This window comes from Pseudomonas sp. 13B_2.1_Bac1, assembly GCF_025466155.1.
GTDB lineage: Bacteria > Pseudomonadota > Gammaproteobacteria > Pseudomonadales > Pseudomonadaceae > Aquipseudomonas > Aquipseudomonas aylmerensis.
Map to the genome: position 1 here is coordinate 16,657 of NZ_JANLOH010000082.1, position 18,979 is coordinate 35,635.

General features: G+C 62.5%; 14 protein-coding genes. 11 read left to right on the top strand and 3 right to left on the bottom strand.

Annotated features, from left to right (window positions below; genetic code table 11):
• Nucleotides 1-60: 60 nt before the first annotated feature.
• The 5 genes from NTD80_RS19025 to NTD80_RS19045 all read left to right on the top strand — a co-directional run bounded on the left by NTD80_RS19025 (nt 61) and on the right by NTD80_RS19045 (nt 6,795).
• Nucleotides 61-591 (top strand): DUF5943 domain-containing protein, encoded by a 531-nt coding sequence (locus NTD80_RS19025; protein WP_065904787.1) that lies wholly within the window; start codon nt 61-63, stop codon nt 589-591.
• A 16-nt stretch (nt 592-607) separates the two neighbouring features.
• A complete protein-coding gene (gene dgcA, locus NTD80_RS19030; RefSeq protein WP_065904785.1) occupies nt 608-2,668 on the top strand; it encodes a dimethylglycine demethylation protein DgcA in 2,061 nt (686 codons plus the stop codon).
• A 185-nt stretch (nt 2,669-2,853) separates the two neighbouring features.
• Complete coding sequence (gene dgcB / locus NTD80_RS19035; protein WP_262134565.1) at nt 2,854-4,794, top strand: dimethylglycine demethylation protein DgcB; 1,941 nt, start codon at nt 2,854-2,856, stop codon at nt 4,792-4,794.
• Nucleotides 4,794-6,014: an electron transfer flavoprotein subunit alpha/FixB family protein gene (locus tag NTD80_RS19040; RefSeq protein ID WP_213552691.1), complete on the top strand. Its 1,221-nt coding sequence runs from the start codon at nt 4,794-4,796 to the stop codon at nt 6,012-6,014. Before dgcB ends, NTD80_RS19040 begins: the two co-directional genes overlap by 1 nt.
• Before the next feature lie 10 nt (nt 6,015-6,024).
• Nucleotides 6,025-6,795, top strand: a complete 771-nt coding sequence (locus tag NTD80_RS19045; RefSeq protein ID WP_262134566.1) for an electron transfer flavoprotein subunit beta — start codon at nt 6,025-6,027, stop codon at nt 6,793-6,795.
• Nucleotides 6,796-7,689: 894 nt separating this feature from the next.
• On the opposite strand, the gene gbcA is transcribed toward NTD80_RS19045, so the two are convergent.
• Entirely contained in the window at nt 7,690-8,985 is a 1,296-nt protein-coding gene (gbcA, locus tag NTD80_RS19050) for a glycine-betaine demethylase subunit GbcA (RefSeq protein WP_262134567.1), read from the bottom strand.
• 282 nt (nt 8,986-9,267) lie between these two features.
• On the opposite strand from gbcA, the gene gbcB reads away from it, so the two are divergent.
• Complete coding sequence (gene gbcB, locus NTD80_RS19055; protein ID WP_262134568.1) at nt 9,268-10,368, top strand: glycine-betaine demethylase subunit GbcB; 1,101 nt, start codon at nt 9,268-9,270, stop codon at nt 10,366-10,368.
• Nucleotides 10,369-10,546: 178 nt separating this feature from the next.
• Here the strand turns inward: gbcB and NTD80_RS19060 are convergent, their stop codons facing one another.
• Nucleotides 10,547-10,747, bottom strand: a complete 201-nt coding sequence (locus tag NTD80_RS19060) for a hypothetical protein (protein ID WP_262134570.1) — start codon at nt 10,745-10,747, stop codon at nt 10,547-10,549.
• A 194-nt stretch (nt 10,748-10,941) separates the two neighbouring features.
• Entirely contained in the window at nt 10,942-11,982 is a 1,041-nt protein-coding gene (locus tag NTD80_RS19065; RefSeq protein WP_065929441.1) for a threonine aldolase family protein, read from the bottom strand.
• 90 nt (nt 11,983-12,072) lie between these two features.
• Between NTD80_RS19065 and NTD80_RS19070 the strand changes: the two genes are divergently transcribed.
• From NTD80_RS19070 to NTD80_RS19090, 5 genes are all read left to right on the top strand, one after another.
• Nucleotides 12,073-12,801, top strand: a complete 729-nt coding sequence (locus NTD80_RS19070; protein WP_201146030.1) for a TraX family protein — start codon at nt 12,073-12,075, stop codon at nt 12,799-12,801.
• A gap of 237 nt (nt 12,802-13,038) precedes the next feature.
• Nucleotides 13,039-14,292, top strand: a complete 1,254-nt coding sequence (glyA, locus tag NTD80_RS19075; protein ID WP_106802442.1) for a serine hydroxymethyltransferase — start codon at nt 13,039-13,041, stop codon at nt 14,290-14,292.
• A gap of 22 nt (nt 14,293-14,314) precedes the next feature.
• Nucleotides 14,315-15,565, top strand: a complete 1,251-nt coding sequence (locus NTD80_RS19080; protein ID WP_003209185.1) for a sarcosine oxidase subunit beta — start codon at nt 14,315-14,317, stop codon at nt 15,563-15,565.
• A gap of 15 nt (nt 15,566-15,580) precedes the next feature.
• On the top strand, nt 15,581-15,883 hold the full coding sequence (locus NTD80_RS19085; protein ID WP_262134571.1) for a sarcosine oxidase subunit delta: 303 nt from the start codon (nt 15,581-15,583) through the stop codon (nt 15,881-15,883).
• On the top strand, nt 15,880-18,897 hold the full coding sequence (locus tag NTD80_RS19090) for a sarcosine oxidase subunit alpha (RefSeq protein WP_065904764.1): 3,018 nt from the start codon (nt 15,880-15,882) through the stop codon (nt 18,895-18,897). Before NTD80_RS19085 ends, NTD80_RS19090 begins: the two co-directional genes overlap by 4 nt.
• Nucleotides 18,898-18,979: the final 82 nt, after the last annotated feature.

Consider the following 18,979-nt stretch of genomic DNA (forward strand, 5'->3'; position numbering starts at 1 on the left):
TAAGAGCAAAGCAAAAGCTTTGCTAAGCACTGAAAACGAATTTTCTGGAGTTAAGTTTCCATGGCCAAGATCGCCCCGCAATTGCCTATCGAAGTCGACAGCGAAACCGGTGTCTGGACCTCCGACGCCCTGCCGATGCTGTACGTGCCGCGCCATTTCTTCGTCAACAACCACATCGGTATCGAAGAAGTGCTGGGCGCCGAGGCCTATGCCGAGATCCTCTACAAGGCCGGCTACAAATCCGCCTGGCACTGGTGTGAAAAAGAAGCCGAATGCCACGGCCTGGAAGGCGTCGCGGTGTTCGAGCACTACATGAAGCGCCTGTCGCAACGTGGCTGGGGCCTGTTCAAGATCCAGGACATCGACCTCGACAAAGGCACGGCCAGCGTCAAGCTCGAACACTCGGCGTTTGTCTACGTGTACGGCAAGGTCGGGCGCAAGGTCGACTACATGTTCACCGGCTGGTTTGCCGGCGCGATGGACCAGATTCTGCAGGCACGCGGCAGCAGCATTCGCACGGTAGCCGAGCAAGTCTACGGCGGCTCCGAAGAGGGCCACGACGACGGCCTGTTCACCGTCAAGCCGTTGTAAGTCGAGGAACCCTGCCATGGCTTTCGAAGCAATGTTCGCGCCGATCCAGATCGGCAAACTGACCATTCGCAACCGCGTGCTCAGTACCGCCCACGCCGAGGTGTATGCCACCGACGGCGGCATGACCACCGACCGCTATGTGAAGTACTACGAAGAGAAAGCCAAGGGCGGGATCGGCCTGGCGATCTGCGGCGGGTCTTCCAGTGTGGCAATCGACAGCCCGCAAGGCTGGTGGAAATCGGTGAACCTGGCCGACGACCGCATCATCCCGCACTTTCAGAACCTGGCCGATGCCATGCACAAGCATGGCGCCAAGATCATGATCCAGATTACCCACATGGGCCGCCGCTCGCGCTGGGACGGCGAGCATTGGCCGACCCTGCTGTCGCCCTCGGGCATCCGCGAGCCGGTGCACCGTGCGACCTGCAAGACCATCGAGCCGGAAGAAATCTGGCGCGTGATCGGCAACTACGCCACGGCGGCGGCACGCGCCAAGGCCGGTGGCCTGGACGGCGTGGAGCTGTCGGCGGTGCACCAGCACATGATCGACCAGTTCTGGAGCCCGCGGGTCAACAAGCGTACCGACGAATGGGGCGGCAGCTTTGAAAACCGCATGCGCTTCGGCCTGGAAGTGTTGAAGGCGGTGCGCAAGGAAGTCGGCCCGGATTTCTGCGTCGGCATCCGTTTGTGTGGCGACGAATTCCACCCGGACGGCCTGTCCCACGAGGACATGAAGCAGATCGCCAAGTATTACGACGACACCGGCATGCTCGACTTCATCGGCGTGGTTGGCTCGGGGTGCGACACCCACAACACCCTGGCCAACGTGATCCCCAACATGAGTTATCCACCGGAGCCGTTCCTGCACCTGGCGGCCGGTATCAAGGAAGTGGTCAAGGCCCCGGTGCTGCACGCGCAGAACATCAAGGACCCGAACCAGGCCACGCGGATTCTGGAAGGCGGCTACGTCGACATGGTCGGTATGACCCGTGCGCACATCGCCGACCCGCACTTGATCGCCAAGATCAAGATGGGCCAGGTCGACCAGATCAAGCAGTGCGTCGGCGCCAACTACTGCATCGACCGCCAGTACCAGGGCCTGGATGTGCTGTGCATCCAGAACGCTGCGACGTCCCGTGAGTACATGGGCGTGCCGCACATCATCGAGAAGTCCACCGGGCCCAAACGCAAAGTCGTGGTGGTCGGTGCCGGCCCGGCCGGGATGGAAGCCGCACGGGTGGCTGCAGAACGGGGCCACGACGTGACCCTGTTCGAGAAGAAAGACTTTATCGGTGGGCAAATCACCACCGCCTCCAAAGCCCCGCAACGCGACCAGATCGCCGGCATCACCCGCTGGTTCCAGCTGGAGTTGGCGCGCCTGAACGTGGACCTGCGCCTGGGCGTGGCGGCGAATGCCGACGCGATCCTCGACCTGCGCCCGGATGTGGTGGTGCTGGCCGTCGGCGGGCATCCGTTCCTGGAACAGAACGAACACTGGGGCGCAGCCGAAGGCCTGGTGGTCAGCAGCTGGGACGTGCTCGACGGCAAGGTTGCGCCGGGCAAGAACGTGCTGGTGTACGACACCATCTGCGAATTCACCGGCATGTCGGTGGCGGATTTTCTGGCAGACAAGGGCAGCCAGGTCGAGATCGTCACCGACGACATCAAGCCGGGCGTGGCCGTCGGCGGTACGTCGTTCCCGACCTACTACCGCAGCATGTACCCCAAGGAAGTGATCATGACCGGCGACATGATGCTGGAAAAGGTCTACCGCGAAGGCGACAAGCTGGTGGCGGTGCTGGAGAACGAATACACCGGCGCCAAAGAGGAGCGGGTGGTCGACCAGGTGGTGGTCGAGAACGGCGTGCGTCCGGATGAAGAACTCTATTACGGGTTGAAAGCCGGCTCGCGCAACAAGGGCCAGATGGACATCGAAGCCCTGTTTGCGATCAAGCCGCAGCCGTGTTTGAGCGAGGCGGGTGAAGGTTACTTGCTGTTCCGCATCGGTGACTGTGTGGCGCAGCGCAATACCCACGCCGCGATCTATGACGCCCTGCGCCTGTGCAAGGATTTCTGACCCAACACCGAACCAATGTGGGTATCGATCAATGTGGGCGCCGGCTTTTCTGTGGGAGCCGGGCTTGCCCGCGATGCAGGCGACTCGGTTTCAAGTGAAACCGAGTTGTTGCCATCGCAGGCAAGCCAGCTCCCACATTGAGCCGGTTTCCATACAAGACCTATGTGGTCTGTGGGAGCTTCACCATGTTGAACACCTTGCTTCCTGTTCTTTTGTTCGCAGCGATAGGCCTCGCCGTCCTCGGCGCCCTGCGCCGGGTGAACATGTGGCGCCGTGGCCGTGCATCCAAAGTCGACCTGCTGGGCGGCCTGCTGGCCATGCCCAAGCGCTACATGGTCGACCTGCACCATGTGGTCGCCCGTGACAAATACATCGCCAACACCCACGTCGCCACCGCCCTGGGCTTTGTGCTCTCGGCGTTGCTGGCGATTCTGGTGCATGGGTTCGGCCTGCATAACCGGATCCTGGGCTACGCCTTGCTGCTGGCTTCGGTGTTGATGTTTGTCGGTGCCACGTTCGTCTACCTGCGTCGACGCAACCCGCCTGCGCGCTTGTCCAAAGGCCCATGGATGCGCCTGCCGAAAAGCCTGATGGCGTTTTCGGTGAGTTTCTTCCTGGTGACGTTGCCGGTGGCCGGGGTCCTGCCGGCGGACTTCGGCGGCTGGCTGCTCGCTGCGCTGCTGAGCCTTGGCGTGCTGTGGGGCGTGTCCGAAATGTTCTTCGGCATGACCTGGGGCGGCCCGATGAAACACGCCTTCGCGGGCGCCTTGCACCTGGCCTGGCACCGCCGGGCCGAGCGCTTCGGTGGCGGTCGCTCCACCGGCTTGAAGCCGCTGGACCTCAGCGACAAGACCGCGCCATTGGGGGTGGAAAAGCCCAAGGATTTCACCTGGAACCAACTGCTCGGCTTCGACGCCTGCGTGCAGTGCGGCAAGTGCGAGGCCGCGTGCCCTGCATTCGCCGCCGGCCAGCCGCTGAATCCGAAAAAGCTGATCCAGGACATGGTGGTCGGCCTGGCCGGCGGCACCGATGCCAAGTTCGCCGGCAGCCCTTATCCCGGCAAGCCTGTCGGCGAACACAGCGGCAACCCGCACCAACCGATCGTCAATGGCCTGGTGGACGCCGAGACCCTGTGGTCCTGCACCACCTGCCGCGCCTGCGTGGAAGAGTGCCCGATGATGATCGAGCACGTGGACGCCATCGTCGACATGCGCCGCCACCTCACCCTGGAAAAAGGCGCCACGCCGAACAAGGGCGCCGAGGTCCTGGAAAACCTGATCGCCACCGACAACCCCGGCGGCTTTGCGCCGGGCGGACGCCTGAACTGGGCGGCGGATTTGAACCTGCCACTGCTCAGCGACAAAGGCCGCGCCGACGTGCTGTTCTGGGTCGGCGACGGCGCATTCGACATGCGTAACCAGCGCACCCTGCGGGCTTTCGTCAAAGTGCTCAAGGCCGCCAAGGTCGACTTCGCCGTGCTCGGCCTCGAAGAGCGCGACAGCGGCGACGTGGCCCGTCGTCTCGGCGATGAAGCCACCTTCCAACTGCTGGCCACGCGCAATATCCAGACCCTGGCCAAGTACAGCTTCAAGCGCATCGTCACCTGCGACCCGCACAGTTTCCATGTGCTGAAAAATGAGTACGGCGCCTTCAACGGTGACTACGTGGTGCAGCACCACAGCACCTTCATGGCCGAGTTGATCGGCGACGGCGCGCTGAACCTGGGCCAGCACAAGGGCAACAGCGTGACCTATCACGACCCGTGCTACCTGGGGCGCTACAACGGCGAATACGAGGCGCCGCGCCAGGTGCTGCGCGCGCTGGGCATCGAGGTCAAGGAGATGCAACGCTCGGGCTTCCGTTCACGCTGCTGCGGCGGCGGCGGTGGTGCGCCGATCACCGACATCCCCGGCAAGCAACGTATCCCCGATATGCGCATGGAGGACATCCGCGAAACCGGCGCCGAGCTGGTCGCCGTGGGCTGTCCGCAATGCACTGCGATGCTGGAAGGTGTGGTCGAGCCGCGCCCGATGATCAAGGACATCGCCGAACTGGTGGCTGACGCGTTGCTTGAAGACGCCGCACCGGCCAAGACCCTGAAACGCGAACCTGCGGAGGTGCACTGATGAGCGACATTATCCGCCGCGACCCACGGGCCGAATGGATCGCCCGCAACCGCCTGCACCCGTTGCATGCAGCGATGCAGCCGGCGCAACACAGCTGGATGGGGCCTAACGGTGTGATTCGCAAAAACGTCCACGGCGTCGGGTTCATCGGCCCCAACGGCATCAAGCGCATCGACCGCAGCGGCGCCCAGCAGGGCGGCGCGGCCAAGCGTACGGCGGCGGTGCAGGTGCAGTTGCCGCTGCACCAGGTGCCTGCGCCGGCGTTCTACATCAACGTGGTGCCGGACATGGTTGGCGGCCGTCTGAGCAGCCACGACCGCGACCTGCTCGGCCTGGCGCGGCAGCTCGCTGGAAGTGACGGCGCGGTGCTGGCGGTGGTGTTTGGCGAGCACAAGGAAAGCGCCTTTGCCACGGCCGGGGTGGATCGCCTGCTCGTGCTCGACGGCCACGAATTCGACGGTTATGCACCGGAACAACGCGTGCAGGGCCTGCGTGCTGTGGATAACCAGTTCAACCCGCGCCATTGGTTGCTGCCTGACAGTCGCAGCGGTGGCGGTGAGTTGGGTCGGCGCTTTGCCGCCAGCCTCAAGGAACGCCCGGCCACGCGGGTGTGGCAGATCAAGGGCCAGGAGTGCATCGGCCGCGCCGGGGCGGGCCAGGAGGACTTGGCGCGACCGCTGCCGCGCCTGATCCTGGCCGCCGCCGAGTGCGCCGAGCCGGTCAGCGAGACCCGCCACGAAGTGTTGCCCGTGGAGTTATCCACAAGCCTGGCGCGCAGCCTGCCGCGCATCGAAGACCTCGGCGCGGTGGCGGTGGACCCGGCAGCGATTCCGATGGCCGAGGCCGAATTCATTTTCTCTGGCGGTAATGGCGTGAAGGACTGGGCGCTCTTCCACCAGACCGCCGCTGCATTGGGCGCCACCGAAGGCGCATCGCGCGTGGCGGTGGACGACGGCTTTATGGCCCGCGATCGCCAGGTCGGCGCCAGTGGCACCTGGGTGACGGCGCGGGTGTACGTGGCCGTGGGGATTTCCGGGGCGATCCAACACCTGCAAGGCATCGGTGCCTGCGACAAGGTGGTGGCGATCAACCTCGACGCCGGCTGCGACATGATCAAGCGTGCCGACCTGTCGGTAATCGGCGACAGCGCCGCGATTCTGCAAGCCTTGATCGATGCGGTGCAGACATACCGCAACGGCGCCAAGCGCGATGCGGCTTAAGGATATGGCCATGACCACGAATGTAATCAGCCTGGTGTCCATCGGCGCCCACCCGACCTCCGGCCGCCCACGTCGCGCCGAACAGGACGCGCGCGCGGTCGAGTTGGGCCTGCAGATGGCGGGGGACAAGTTGCAGGTGTTGCACGCCGGCGATATCCACGAGCCGACCTTGCGCAGCTACCTGGGCATGGGTTTGCCGCAGCTGCACGTGCTCGAACAACCGGCCGGCGCTGATGCCTTGCCGGTGCTCAGTGATTATTTGCGCGAGGCCGGCGCCCAGCTGGTGCTCACCGGCAGCCAGGCCGAAACCGGCGAAGGCTCGGGAATGTTGCCGTTCCTGCTGGCCGAGCAGTTGGGCTGGCCGCTGATTGTCGGCCTGGCGCAGGTGGAGTCCATCGATGGCGGCGTGGCCCACGTGCTGCAAGCCTTGCCCCGTGGCCAGCGGCGCCGCCTGAAGGTGCGCCTGCCGTTCCTGGCGACTGTGGATAACGCCGCGCCCAAGCCACGACAAAGCGCCTATGGCCCCGCGCAACGCGGCGAGTTGGCGGCCCATGAGGTTGAGGTCGAGCAGGACGAGTTATTCACCGGCGCGCTGTTGCAGCCGGCCAAGCCACGGCCCAAGCGCCTCAAGGTGATCAAGGCCAAGAGTGGCGCCGACCGCATGAAGGCGGCCACGGCCAAGGCCAGCGGTGGCGGCGGGCAAGTACTCAAGGGCGTGAGCGCCGAAGAGGGCGCCCAGGCGATTCTCATGCTGCTCATCGAAGAAGGCGTCGTGCGCTGATCCGAGGGGGTACGAGGCCTGTGTGGGAGCTGGCTTGCCAGCGATGGCCTCACCGCGGTCTTGCCCTGGACCGGATCGCCTGCATCGCGGGCAAGCCCGCTCCCACAGGAAAGCCGGTTGGGCCAGTATCTTTGCGGCGCGCCTGAAGGATTACCCACAATCCCTGTTGATCCACCTGTGGATAACCTGTTCGCGGTTGTCCACACCCCCTGCAAATCAAGCCCTGTAGCCCTCTGTATGAAAAACAGCCAGCCTAACTGACGGTTTTTCCTTGGGTTTTTCTCTTGTTCAGCGCCTCTCTGTCCACAGACTTTCCCCCAAAGTCTGTTGGCGCTTCTGTGGATAAGATGTTCGCTATTGGCTGCAGGCCATATAAACAGGGGCTTTCAGGTGCTTGATCGAAATATGATCAATTAGGCTGTATTAACGGCTGTGTGAGCCTGGATACCCCGGTTTATGAAGGTTTGAAGCGGTTTTCCACAGCGCTGGCAAAGTTGCCCCCAAAGTCTGTTGGTGCTTCTGTGGATAAGGTGTTTGCGTACCGCTGCAGCCCACGGATTATTTGGCTTGCAAAGGATTGGTCAATAAGTGATCAATGTGTCTCGGGAGCCATGAGCTTGAATAAGTCACGGATTTTCTTCAGTTAATTTCGGGCGGGTCGCGCAGTTGCCCACAATTGCTGTGGGTGGCTTTGTGGATAAGTTGTTGGGTAAAGGCTGGAGGGCACAGTGGTAAAGGGGGGGAGCGGGGTTGATCAATTATTGATCACTGCGTGGGACTAAAAGTGGGAGCGGGCTTGCCCGCGAAAGCGGTGTGCCAGTCGTACAATTTACTGGCTGATCCAGCGCTTTCGCGAGCAAGCCCGCTCCCACCTTTTTATGTGTGGTGTGTCAGTTACTCGTGAACCGCAACGCCCTTGAGGTAAGGCGCGGGCGCCGCCCCCAGGTTGTTGAGCATGCGCTCGCTGTACCAGTCCACGAAGTTCACCACGCCAAATTCATAGGTCTTCGAGTACGGTCCTGGCTGGTAGGCCGTGGAGTTGATGCCGCGCTGGTTCTCTTCGGCCAGGCGCCGGTCCTGGTCGTTGGTGGCGTCCCACACCTGGCGCATGCGCTCCACGTCGTAGTCCACGCCTTCGACGGCGTCCTTGTGCACGAGCCACTTGGTGGTAACCATGGTTTCCTGGGCGCTGATCGGCCACACGGTGAACACGATGATGTGGTCGCCCATGCAGTGGTTCCACGAGTGCGGCAAGTGCAGGATGCGCATCGAACCCAGGTCGGGGTTCTTGATGCGGCCCATGAGCTTGGCGCAGCCCTGCTTGCCGTCCAGGGTCATCGACACGGTGCCCTTGAGCAAAGGCATGCGCACGATACGGTTGCGCAGGCCGAAGCTGGCGTGGGCGTAAGGGATTTTCTCGGCATCCCAGGCGGCGGCCGAGGCGGCGACGTGGTCCTTGAAGGCCTGGTCGGCGCGCGGGTCGGTGACGTCGTCCCATTCCAGCAGGGTTTTCAACAGCTCCGGGTGCGACGCGTTGCAGTGGTAGCACTCGCGGTTGTTTTCCAGCACCAGTTTCCAGTTGGCTTTTTCCATCAAGGTGGTTTGCACCGCCACCTTGGTGTTCTCCATGTCGTACGGTTCCATGTAGTGATTGAGCGTCGACAGGAAGTCATCGATGGCCGGCGGATTCTCGGCCAGGCTGATGAAGATGTAGCCGCCGGCGGTCTTCACATTCACTGGCTTGAGGCCGTACTGCTTCATATCGAAGTCGGCGCCCATCTCGGTGCCGGCGAACAGCAAGCGGCCGTCCAGCTCGTAGGTCCATTGGTGGTAGTGGCACACCAGTTTGGCGACCTTGCCCTTGTCGCTGGTGCACAGGCGCGAGCCCCGGTGGCGGCACACGTTATGGAACGCATGCACGACGCCTTCGGCGCCACGGATCACGATGATCGGGTTCTTGCCCACTTGCAGGGTCAGGTAGTTGCCCTTGGTAGGGATTTCGCAGGTCATGCCGGCGATCAACCATTCTTTCTGGAAGATCTCCTGCATGTCGATATCGAACAGCCGTTCGTCAGAGTAGAACGGCTGCGGCAGCGAGAAGGTGCGCTCGCGCTCTTGCAGCATTTGCGCGGTGGCCTTGCGTGCGGGTTCCAGCGGATCGCCCAAGCTCAGGGTTGCGGTGACGTCCATCGTGTGTGTCCTCATGGCCATTCTGTGTGGCCGGGATAAGTGGCTACGGTTGTTGCTGTGCAAGGCGTAAAGAAAGCGTCGTTGTTGGGAGCGAGTGTGGGGCCGCCGATGCCCTGAACCTTATCCATGAGCGACATGGCCCACTCTGATCCCGACGCGCAACCCCCGTGGTATGGGGGCTGGTCGCGATAAGTATGTGAATGTCGCAGATAGGTAAATGGGTGGTTCTCGCGTTACGCAGAATCGCCACCATCAGGCCGACACACGGCTACGGAGAACAGCATGTCCAACAGCTTCCTGAATCCGGTCACCACCCAGACCTGGGCCAATGGTCGACACATCGTCCGTTGCGTCAAAGTCATCCAGGAAACCTGGGACGTGCGCACCTTCTGCTTCATGGCCGACCAGCCGATCCTGTTCTTTTTCAAGCCGGGTCAGTTCGTGACCCTGGAACTGGAAATCGACGGCCAGCCGATCATGCGCTCCTACACCATTTCCAGTTCACCGTCGGTGCCTTACAGCTTCTCGGTGACCATCAAGCGCGTGCCGGGTGGGCGTGTGTCCAACTGGCTGCACGACACCCTGCATGAAGGCCAGGAACTGGCGGTGCACGGTCCGGTGGGGCTGTTCAATGCCATCGACTTCCCTAGCCCGAAAGTGCTGTACCTCAGCGGTGGCGTGGGGATTACCCCGGTGATGTCCATGGCGCGCTGGTTCTACGACACCAACGCCAACGTCGACATGACGTTTATCCACAGCGCCCGTTCGCCCAAGGACATCATCTACCACCGCGAGCTGGAACACATGGCGTCGCGGATCGACAACTTCAGCCTGCACCTGATCTGCGAGAAACACGGGCTGGGCGAACCCTGGGCTGGTTATCGCGGCTACTTGAACCACAAGATGCTCGAGCTGATGGTGCCGGACTTCCTGGAGCGCGAAGTATTCTGCTGCGGCCCCACGCCTTATATGAACGCAGTGAAGCGCCTGCTGGAAGCTGCCGGTTTCGACATGGCGCGCTACCACGAGGAATCCTTCGGCGCGACGCCGCCGGAAGCACGCGCCGATGCGGTGGAGCAAGCCGAACAAGCGGCCGAGGCACCGGAAATCGACCTGGCGGACCTGCACCAGGTGGAGTTCATTGCCTCGGGCAAGAGCATTCGCGTGGCGCCTGGCGAAACCGTCCACGCAGCGGCGGCCAAGCTTGGGCTGTTGATCCCCAAGGCCTGCGGCTTGGGCATCTGCGGAACATGCAAAGTGATGAAGCTGGGCGGGGAGGTCGAGATGGACCACAACGGCGGGATCACCGAGGAAGACGAAGCCGAAGGCTACATCCTGTCGTGCTGCAGTGTGCCCAAGGGTGATGTGCGTATCGAGTTCTGATTTACCACGCGCTTAAGCGAGCACGATCCAATGTGGGAGCGGGCTTGCCCGCGAAAGCGGTGCATCAGTCAAAATCTCCAGCGACTGATACTCCGCTTTCGCGAGCAAGCCCGCTCCCACAGTTTTACCGGATTACATCAGTGATGGCTGGGTGACTGGGGAATGCTCAAGTTAGCGGTTACTGCGCGTAGATATGCACGACGAAGTGCTGGCCTGATGCTGTCAATTCGTAGACTTTGTCGTAGATCCGCAAGGTCCTGGATTGTTCGCGGATAGTGTCACCGACTTTTGCGTATTTGCGAAACTCATCCCAATCAATGACGGTGGTGCTGATGGTGCCGTCGCCCTGCAGGTTGTTAGTGTTGTTTTGATATTCCATGGTGTAGTCCTCTGCTGGAGTTCCATTTCCGGCCGATTGTTCGGCAGGCAGTGATACCCGAAAGGGGGCCGCTGCAGAGGCCTTTTCCTTCCGGGTTCCAAGAGGCTAGTCAACGAAAAGCGGGTTCGCTGCTGTCAGAAATATCAAAAAACAGTCTCGGCATTCGGCCAGTATTCGCTGGCTTTTTTCCTACGTTAAGCGTTCATCACTTCCCGAATATCCGCAGCCAATTCTCTTACGCGCTCTTCTTCGGTATCCCACGCACACATGAAGCGCGCACCGCCTTTGCCGATGAAGGTGTAGAAGCGCCAGCCCTTGGCCGTGAGTGCGGCGATAGCCGGTTCCGAGAGTTGCAGGAACACGCCGTTGGCCTGTACCGGGAACATCAATTCCACACCCGGAATGTCTGCCACCAGGCTGCTCAGCAGCTGCGCGCAGTGGTTGGCATGGCGTGCGTGTTTGAGCCAGGCGTCGTTTTCCAGCAGGCCCACCCACGGCGCGGAGAGGAAGCGCATTTTCGACGCCAGCTGGCCGGCCTGTTTGCAGCGGTAGTCGAAGTCTTCGGCCAGTTTGTGGTTGAAGAACAGGATCGCTTCGCCCACCGCCATGCCGTTCTTGGTCCCGCCAAAGCACAGCACGTCGACACCGGCTTTCCAGGTCAGGTCGGCCGGCGAGCAGCCGAGGAACGCGCAGGCGTTGGAGAAGCGTGCGCCGTCCATGTGCAGGTTCAGGCCCAGCTCCTTGCAGGTAACGCTGATCGCGCGGATTTCTTCCGGGGTGTACACGCTGCCGACTTCAGTGGCTTGGGTCAGGGTGACCACGCGCGGTTTCGGGTAGTGGATGTCCTGGCGCTTGAGGGCGATCTCACGGATCGATTCCGGGGTCAGCTTGCCGTTTTCGGTGCGCGCGGTGAGCAGCTTGGAGCCGTTGGAGAAAAACTCCGGCGCGCCGCATTCGTCGGTTTCGACGTGGGCGGTTTCCGAGCAAATCACGCTATGGTAGCTCTGGCACAACGAGGACAGCGCCAGCGAGTTGGCTGCAGTCCCGTTGAAGGCGAAGAACACTTCGCAGTCGGTTTCAAACAGATTGCGGAAACCGTCGGCGGCGCGATGGGTCCATTCATCATCGCCGTAGGCGCGTTGATGGCCCTGGTTGGCTTGTTCCATGGCGGCCCAGGCTTCCGGGCAGATGCCCGAATAGTTGTCGCTGGCGAATTGTTGGCTCTTGTCGGTCATGGCCCATTCCTGTGGTCGATGTTGGTGCGCACTGTAACCAAGATTGTCGGGCGTGCGCACGCACTGTAAATGCAAAGTCACTGGGGAATTATGCACGGCACTGAAACGATTCCTGTCAGACGCGTCCGTGATGGCGCCCTGGACCTGCTCAAGTGGCTGGCGCTGCTGTGCATGGTGCTTGATCACCTGCGCTATGTCGGGCTGAGCCTGGATGGCCTGTACGTACCAGGACGCCTGGCGTTCCCGTGGTTTTGCCTGGCGATTGCGGCGAATTTGCACCGCGCACGAAATGCACCCGTGACTGGTCAATGGCGCTACCTGGGGTGGCTGTTGCTGTTCAGCGCGATCAGTGAAGTGCCATACCGCCTGTTTATCGACGATGCCGATACCTTGAACGTGCTGCCGACCCTCGCGTTGGGTCTGCTGGTTGCGCGAGGATGGCAGCAGAAGACGCTTTTTGATAGAGGATTGGCGCTGATTGCCGTCACCATTGCGGCCGTGTTTTCCGCGCAGCTGATGTTCGGTTTTTTCGGCGTATTGCTGCCGTTGGCGATGCTGCTGGTGTTTCGTCGTGCCTGGTATTTCAGCCTGTTGCCGGGGGTGGTTTGCGTGGCCGCCAATCAATGGCAGATTTTGCTCGAGAGCGGCACGCCGGTCGCATTGATGGGGTTGGCGGCATGTCTGATTGCGCCATTGGCTGGTCTGTTTCTGTTGCGACGTGCCAAAAACGTCTCGCCACCGGCCATGCGGCGTTGGGCTTATGTCCTCTATCCCCTGCATTTCCTGCTGCTGTTACTCGTCCGCCAGATCATCGCCTAACCCCCTGTGGGAGCGGGCTTGCTCGCGAATGCGGCGGGTCAGCCAATACATGGGTTAACTGACCTACCGCATTCGCGAGCAAGCCCGCTCCCACATTTGTTTCGTGTCGCTCATCTAATGTCGTAAACGCACCTTTGCGTGGCGTCCGTAGGCATTTGACCTGCGAGCGCCAGCCCTACCATCGCATCAAAGGGCCCTGCGAGGGCCTCAACAATACGAAAGGCTGGGAGAGACGCGATGTTCAGCAAAAAAGACCAGATCCAGGGATATGACGACGCACTGCTGGCGGCCATGAATGCCGAGGAGCAGCGCCAGGAAGATCATATCGAGCTGATCGCGTCGGAGAACTACACCAGCAAACGCGTGATGGAAGCCCAGGGCAGCGGCCTCACCAACAAATACGCCGAAGGCTACCCGGGCAAGCGCTACTACGGCGGCTGCGAGCACGTGGACAAGGTCGAGGTCCTGGCGATCGAACGCGCCAAGCAGCTGTTCGGCGCCGATTACGCCAACGTGCAGCCGCACTCCGGCTCGTCCGCCAACAGCGCGGTGTACCTGGCGCTGCTGAACGCCGGTGACACCATCCTCGGCATGAGCCTGGCCCACGGCGGTCACCTGACCCACGGCGCCAAGGTGTCGTCCTCGGGCAAGCTGTACAACGCGGTGCAATACGGCATCAACACCGACACCGGCCTGATCGACTACGACGAAGTCGAGCGCCTGGCGGTGGAGCACAAGCCGAAGATGGTCGTCGCCGGTTTCTCCGCGTACTCCAAGACCCTGGATTTCCCCCGTTTTCGCCAGATTGCCGACAAGGTCGGGGCGCTGCTCTTCGTCGACATGGCTCACGTCGCCGGCCTGGTTGCCGCTGGCCTGTACCCGAACCCGCTGCCGTACGCTGATGTGGTCACCACCACCACCCACAAGACCCTGCGCGGCCCGCGCGGTGGTTTGATCCTGGCCAAGTCCAACGAGGAGATTGAGAAAAAACTCAACTCCGCGGTATTCCCCGGCGCCCAGGGCGGCCCGCTGATGCACGTGATCGCCGGCAAGGCCGTGTGCTTCAAGGAAGCGCTGGAGCCCGGCTTCAAGGCCTACCAGCAACAGGTCATCGACAACGCCCAGGCCATGGCCGAGGTGTTTATCAAGCGGGGCTACGATGTGGTGTCCGGCGGCACTGACAACCACTTGTTCCTGGTCAGCCTGATCCGCCAGGGCCTCACCGGCAAAGAGGCGGACGCCGCCCTCGGCCGCGCCCACATCACCGTCAACAAGAACGCCGTGCCGAATGACCCGCAGTCGCCGTTCGTGACCTCGGGCCTGCGTATCGGCACCCCGGCGGTGACCACGCGTGGTTTCAAAGTGCCGCAGTGCATCGAACTGGCCGGCTGGATCTGCGACATCCTCGACAACCTCGGCGACGCCGACGTCGAGGCCAACGTGGCCAAGCACGTGTCTGCCCTGTGCGCTGATTTCCCGGTTTATCGCTGAGCGCGGTTTTGGAGTAATGACTATGCAACGCTACTCGGGCTTCGGCCTCTTCAAGCACTCACTCAGCCACCACGAAAACTGGCAGAAGATGTGGCGCACGCCGACCCCTAAAAAGGTCTACGACGTGGTCATCGTCGGCGGTGGCGGGCATGGTCTGGCGACCGCCTACTACCTGGCCAAGGAACACGGGATCACCAACGTGGCCGTGGTCGAGAAAGGCTGGCTGGGCGGCGGTAACACCGCGCGCAACACCACCATCGTGCGTTCCAACTACCTGTGGGACGAGTCGGCGCACCTCTACGAACACGCGATGAAACTCTGGGAAGGTTTGTCCCAGGACCTGAACTACAACGTGATGTTCTCCCAGCGTGGCGTCTACAACCTGTGTCACACCCTGCAGGACATCCGAGATTCCGAGCGCCGCGTGAGTGCCAACCGCCTCAACGGCGTGGACGGCGAACTGCTCAACGCCAAGCAAGTGGCGGATGAGATCCCGTACCTCGACTGCTCGAAAAATACCCGCTACCCGGTGATGGGCGCCACCGTGCAACGGCGTGGCGGCGTGGCCCGTCACGATGCCGTGGCCTGGGGCTTTGCCCGCGCCGCTGATGCACTCGGCGTGGACTTGATCCAGCAGACCGAAGTGATCGGTTTCCGCAAGGAAAACGGCGTGTGCATCGGCGTGGAGACCAACAAGGGCTTCATCGGCGCCAAGCGCGTCGGCGTGGTCACCGCCGGTAATTCCGGGCACATGGCTTCGCTCGCGGGCTTTCGCCTGCCGATCGAATCCCACCCGTTGCAGGCACTGGTGTCGGAGCCGATCAAGCCGATCATCGACAGCGTGATCATGTCCAACGCCGTGCACGGCTACATCAGCCAGTCCGACAAGGGCGACCTGGTGATCGGCGCGGGGATCGACGGCTACAACGGCTACGGCCAGCGCGGCTCTTACCCGGTGATCGAACATACCATCCAGGCCATCGTCGAGATGTTCCCGGTGCTGTCGCGCGTGCGCATGAACCGCCAATGGGGCGGCATCGTCGACACCACGCCGGACGCCTGCCCGATCATCTCCAAGACCCCGGTCCCGAACATGTTCTTCAACTGCGGTTGGGGCACCGGTGGCTTCAAGGCCACGCCGGGCTCAGGCAACGTGTTTGCCGCCAGCCTCGCCAAGGGTGAAATGCACCCGCTGGCAGCGCCTTTCTCCATCGACCGTTTCCACAACGGTGCGTTGATCGATGAACACGGCGCTGCAGCCGTCGCTCACTAACAGGAGAAATTCCCTATGTTGCATATCTTCTGTCCTCACTGCTGTGAGCTGCGCTCCGAAGAGGAATTCCACGCGTCCGGCCAGGCACATATCCCGCGCCCGCTGGACCCGAACGCCTGCACCGACGAAGAGTGGGGCGACTACATGTTCTTTCGCGATAACCCGCGTGGCCTGCACCACGAGCTGTGGATCCACGCCGCCGGGTGCCGCCAGTATTTCAACGCCACCCGCGACACCGTGACCTACGAAATTCTTGAAACCTACAAGATAGGCACCAAGCCGCAATTCACCGCCAAGGCTTCTGGAGAGAAGGTATGAGCCAGATCAATCGCCTGTCCAACGGTGGCCGGATCGACCGGAACAAAGTGCTGAGCTTCAGCTTCAATGGCCAGAGCTACAAAGGCTTTGAAGGCGACACCCTGGCCGCAGCCCTGCTGGCCAACGGCGTCGACATCATCGGTCGCAGCTTCAAGTATTCCCGCCCGCGCGGCATCTTCGCCGCCGGTGCCGAAGAGCCGAACGCGGTGCTGCAGATCGGCGCCACCGAAGCCACCCAGATTCCCAACGTGCGCGCTACCCAACAGGCGCTGTACCAAGGCCTGGTCGCCACCAGCACCAACGGCTGGCCGAGCGTCAACAACGACATGATGGGTATTCTCGGCAAGGTCGGCGGCAAGCTGATGCCGCCGGGTTTCTACTACAAAACCTTCATGTACCCGCAGTCGTTCTGGATGACGTACGAGAAGTACATCCGCAAGGCTGCCGGCCTGGGCCGCTCGCCGACCGAGAATGACCCGGACACCTACGACAACATGAACCGTCACTGCGACGTGCTGATTGTCGGCGCCGGCCCTGCCGGTTTGGCCGCTGCACTGGCCGCCGCGCGCAGCGGTGCCCGCGTGATCATCGCCGACGAGCAGGAAGAGTTCGGCGGCTCGTTGCTGGATTCGCGCGAAAGCCTCGACGGCAAGCCGGCCACCGAGTGGGTCGCCAGCGTCATCGCCGAATTGAAAGCCCTGCCGGACGTGGTGCTGCTGCCTCGCGCGACCGTCAACGGCTACCACGACCATAACTTCCTGACCATTCACGAACGCCTTACCGATCACCTCGGCGACCGAGCGCCGATCGGCCAGGTGCGCCAGCGTATCCACCGTGTGCGTGCCAAGCGCGTGGTGCTGGCGACCGGCGCGTGCGAGCGCCCGCTGGTGTACGGCAACAACGACGTCCCGGGCAACATGCTCGCCGGTGCGGTCTCGACTTACGTGCGCCGCTACGGTGTGGCACCGGGTAAGAAGCTGGTGCTGTCGACCAACAACGACCACGCCTATCGCGTGGCGCTGGACTGGTTCGACGCTGGCCTGCAAGTGGTCGCCGTGGCCGATGCGCGTCACAACCCACGCGGCGCGCTGGTGGAAGAAGCGCGCGCCAAAGGCATTCGCATCCTCACGGGCAGCGCCGTGATCGAGGCCCGTGGCAGCAAGCACGTGACCGGCGCCCGCGTGGCGGCCATCGACGTCAAGGCGCATAAAGTCACCAGCCCCGGCGAATGGCTGGACTGCGACCTGGTCGCCAGCTCCGGCGGCTACAGCCCGGTGGTCCACCTGGCTTCGCACCTGGGTGGCAAGCCGACCTGGCGTGAAGACATCCTCGGTTTCGTCCCGGGCGAAGCGCCGCAGAAGCGCGTGTGCGTCGGTGGTATCAACGGCGTCTACGGCCTCGGCGATTCCCTGGCGGATGGTTTTGAAGGCGGCGTGCGCGCGGCCAGCGACGCCGGTTTCGCGCCGGTGGAAGGCACCTTGCCGAAAGCCTTGAGCCGTTTGGAAGAGCCGACACTGGCGTTGTTCCAGGTGCCCCATGAGAAAGCTACCGCGCGGGCGCCCAAGCAATTTGTGGATTTGCAGAATGACGTCACCGCCGCCGCCATCGAACTCGCGACCCGCGAAGGTTTCGAGTCGGTCGAGCACGTCAAGCGCTACACCGCGCTGGGCTTCGGCACCGACCAGGGCAAGCTGGGCAACGTCAATGGCCTGGCCATCGCCGCCCGTTCGCTGAACGTGACCATCCCGCAGATGGGCACCACCATGTTCCGTCCCAACTACACGCCGGTGACCTTCGGCGCCGTCGCGGGCCGCCACTGTGGGCACATCTTCGAGCCGGTGCGCTACACCGCGTTGCAGGCCTGGCACGTGAAAAACGGCGCCGAGTTTGAAGACGTCGGCCAGTGGAAACGCCCGTGGTACTTCCCGCGTAACGGTGAAGACCTGCACGCCGCCGTGAAGCGCGAGTGCCTGGCCGTGCGCGACAGTGTCGGCCTGCTCGATGCATCCACCCTCGGTAAGATCGACATCCAGGGCCCGGACGCGCGGGAATTCCTCAACCGCATCTACACCAACGCGTGGACCAAGCTCGATGTGGGCAAGGCGCGCTACGGCCTGATGTGCAAGGAAGACGGCATGGTCTTCGACGACGGCGTCACCGCCTGCCTCGCCGACAATCACTTCCTGATGACCACCACCACCGGCGGCGCCGCGCGCGTGCTGCAGTGGCTGGAGATCTACCAGCAGACCGAGTGGCCAGACCTCAAGGTCTACTTCACTTCGGTCACCGACCACTGGGCGACCATGACCCTGTCTGGTCCCAACAGCCGCAAGCTGTTGAGTGAAGTGACCGACATCGATCTGGACAAGGACGGCTTCCCGTTCATGACCTGGAAGGAAGGCCTGGTCGGCGGTGTGCCGGCGCGGGTGTTCCGGATCTCGTTTACCGGCGAGCTGTCGTACGAAGTCAACGTGCAGGCCGACTATGCGATGGGCGTGCTGGAGAAAATCGTCGAGGCCGGCAAAAAGTACAACCTCACACCCTACGGCACCGAGACTATGCACGTGCTGCGGGCCGAGAAGGGCTTCATCATCGTCGGCCAGGACACGGACGGCTCGATGACCCCGGACGACCTGAACATGGGGTGGTGTGTCGGTCGCACCAAGCCGTTCTCGTGGATCGGCTGGCGCGGGATGAACCGTGAAGACTGCGTGCGCGAAGAGCGCAAGCAACTGGTGGGCTTGAAGCCGATCGATCCGAACGTGTGGCTGCCGGAAGGTGCGCAACTGGTGTTCGATCCGAAGCAGACGATCCCGATGAAGATGGTTGGCCACGTCACCTCAAGTTATGCGCACAACTCGCTGGGTTATTCGTTTGCGATGGCGGTGGTGAAGGGCGGCTTGAAGCGCATCGGCGAGCGGGTGTTTTCGCCGCAGGCCGACGGCAGCGTGATCGAGGCGGAGATTGTGTCTTCGGTGTTCTTTGACCCGAAAGGCGAGCGCCAGAACATCTGACAGACCGAGTCGCGGGCCGGGGGGGGGGGCCCCCCCCCCCCCCCCCCCCCCGCTCCCACATTTTTTGGGGGGGGTGGGGGGG

Bases quoted from the DNA above. Each gene is read 5' to 3' on its own strand.
- NTD80_RS19025 (WP_065904787.1), top strand. From the start codon at position 61: ATGGCCAAGATCGCCCCGCAATTGCCTATCGAAGTCGACAGCGAAACC.
- dgcA (WP_065904785.1), top strand. From the start codon at position 608: ATGGCTTTCGAAGCAATGTTCGCGCCGATCCAGATCGGCAAACTGACC.
- dgcB (WP_262134565.1), top strand. From the start codon at position 2,854: ATGTTGAACACCTTGCTTCCTGTTCTTTTGTTCGCAGCGATAGGCCTC.
- NTD80_RS19040 (WP_213552691.1), top strand. From the start codon at position 4,794: ATGAGCGACATTATCCGCCGCGACCCACGGGCCGAATGGATCGCCCGC.
- NTD80_RS19045 (WP_262134566.1), top strand. From the start codon at position 6,025: ATGACCACGAATGTAATCAGCCTGGTGTCCATCGGCGCCCACCCGACC.
- gbcA (WP_262134567.1), bottom strand. From the start codon at position 8,985: ATGGACGTCACCGCAACCCTGAGCTTGGGCGATCCGCTGGAACCCGCA.
- gbcB (WP_262134568.1), top strand. From the start codon at position 9,268: ATGTCCAACAGCTTCCTGAATCCGGTCACCACCCAGACCTGGGCCAAT.
- NTD80_RS19060 (WP_262134570.1), bottom strand. From the start codon at position 10,747: ATGGAATATCAAAACAACACTAACAACCTGCAGGGCGACGGCACCATC.
- NTD80_RS19065 (WP_065929441.1), bottom strand. From the start codon at position 11,982: ATGACCGACAAGAGCCAACAATTCGCCAGCGACAACTATTCGGGCATC.
- NTD80_RS19070 (WP_201146030.1), top strand. From the start codon at position 12,073: ATGCACGGCACTGAAACGATTCCTGTCAGACGCGTCCGTGATGGCGCC.
- glyA (WP_106802442.1), top strand. From the start codon at position 13,039: ATGTTCAGCAAAAAAGACCAGATCCAGGGATATGACGACGCACTGCTG.
- NTD80_RS19080 (WP_003209185.1), top strand. From the start codon at position 14,315: ATGCAACGCTACTCGGGCTTCGGCCTCTTCAAGCACTCACTCAGCCAC.
- NTD80_RS19085 (WP_262134571.1), top strand. From the start codon at position 15,581: ATGTTGCATATCTTCTGTCCTCACTGCTGTGAGCTGCGCTCCGAAGAG.
- NTD80_RS19090 (WP_065904764.1), top strand. From the start codon at position 15,880: ATGAGCCAGATCAATCGCCTGTCCAACGGTGGCCGGATCGACCGGAAC.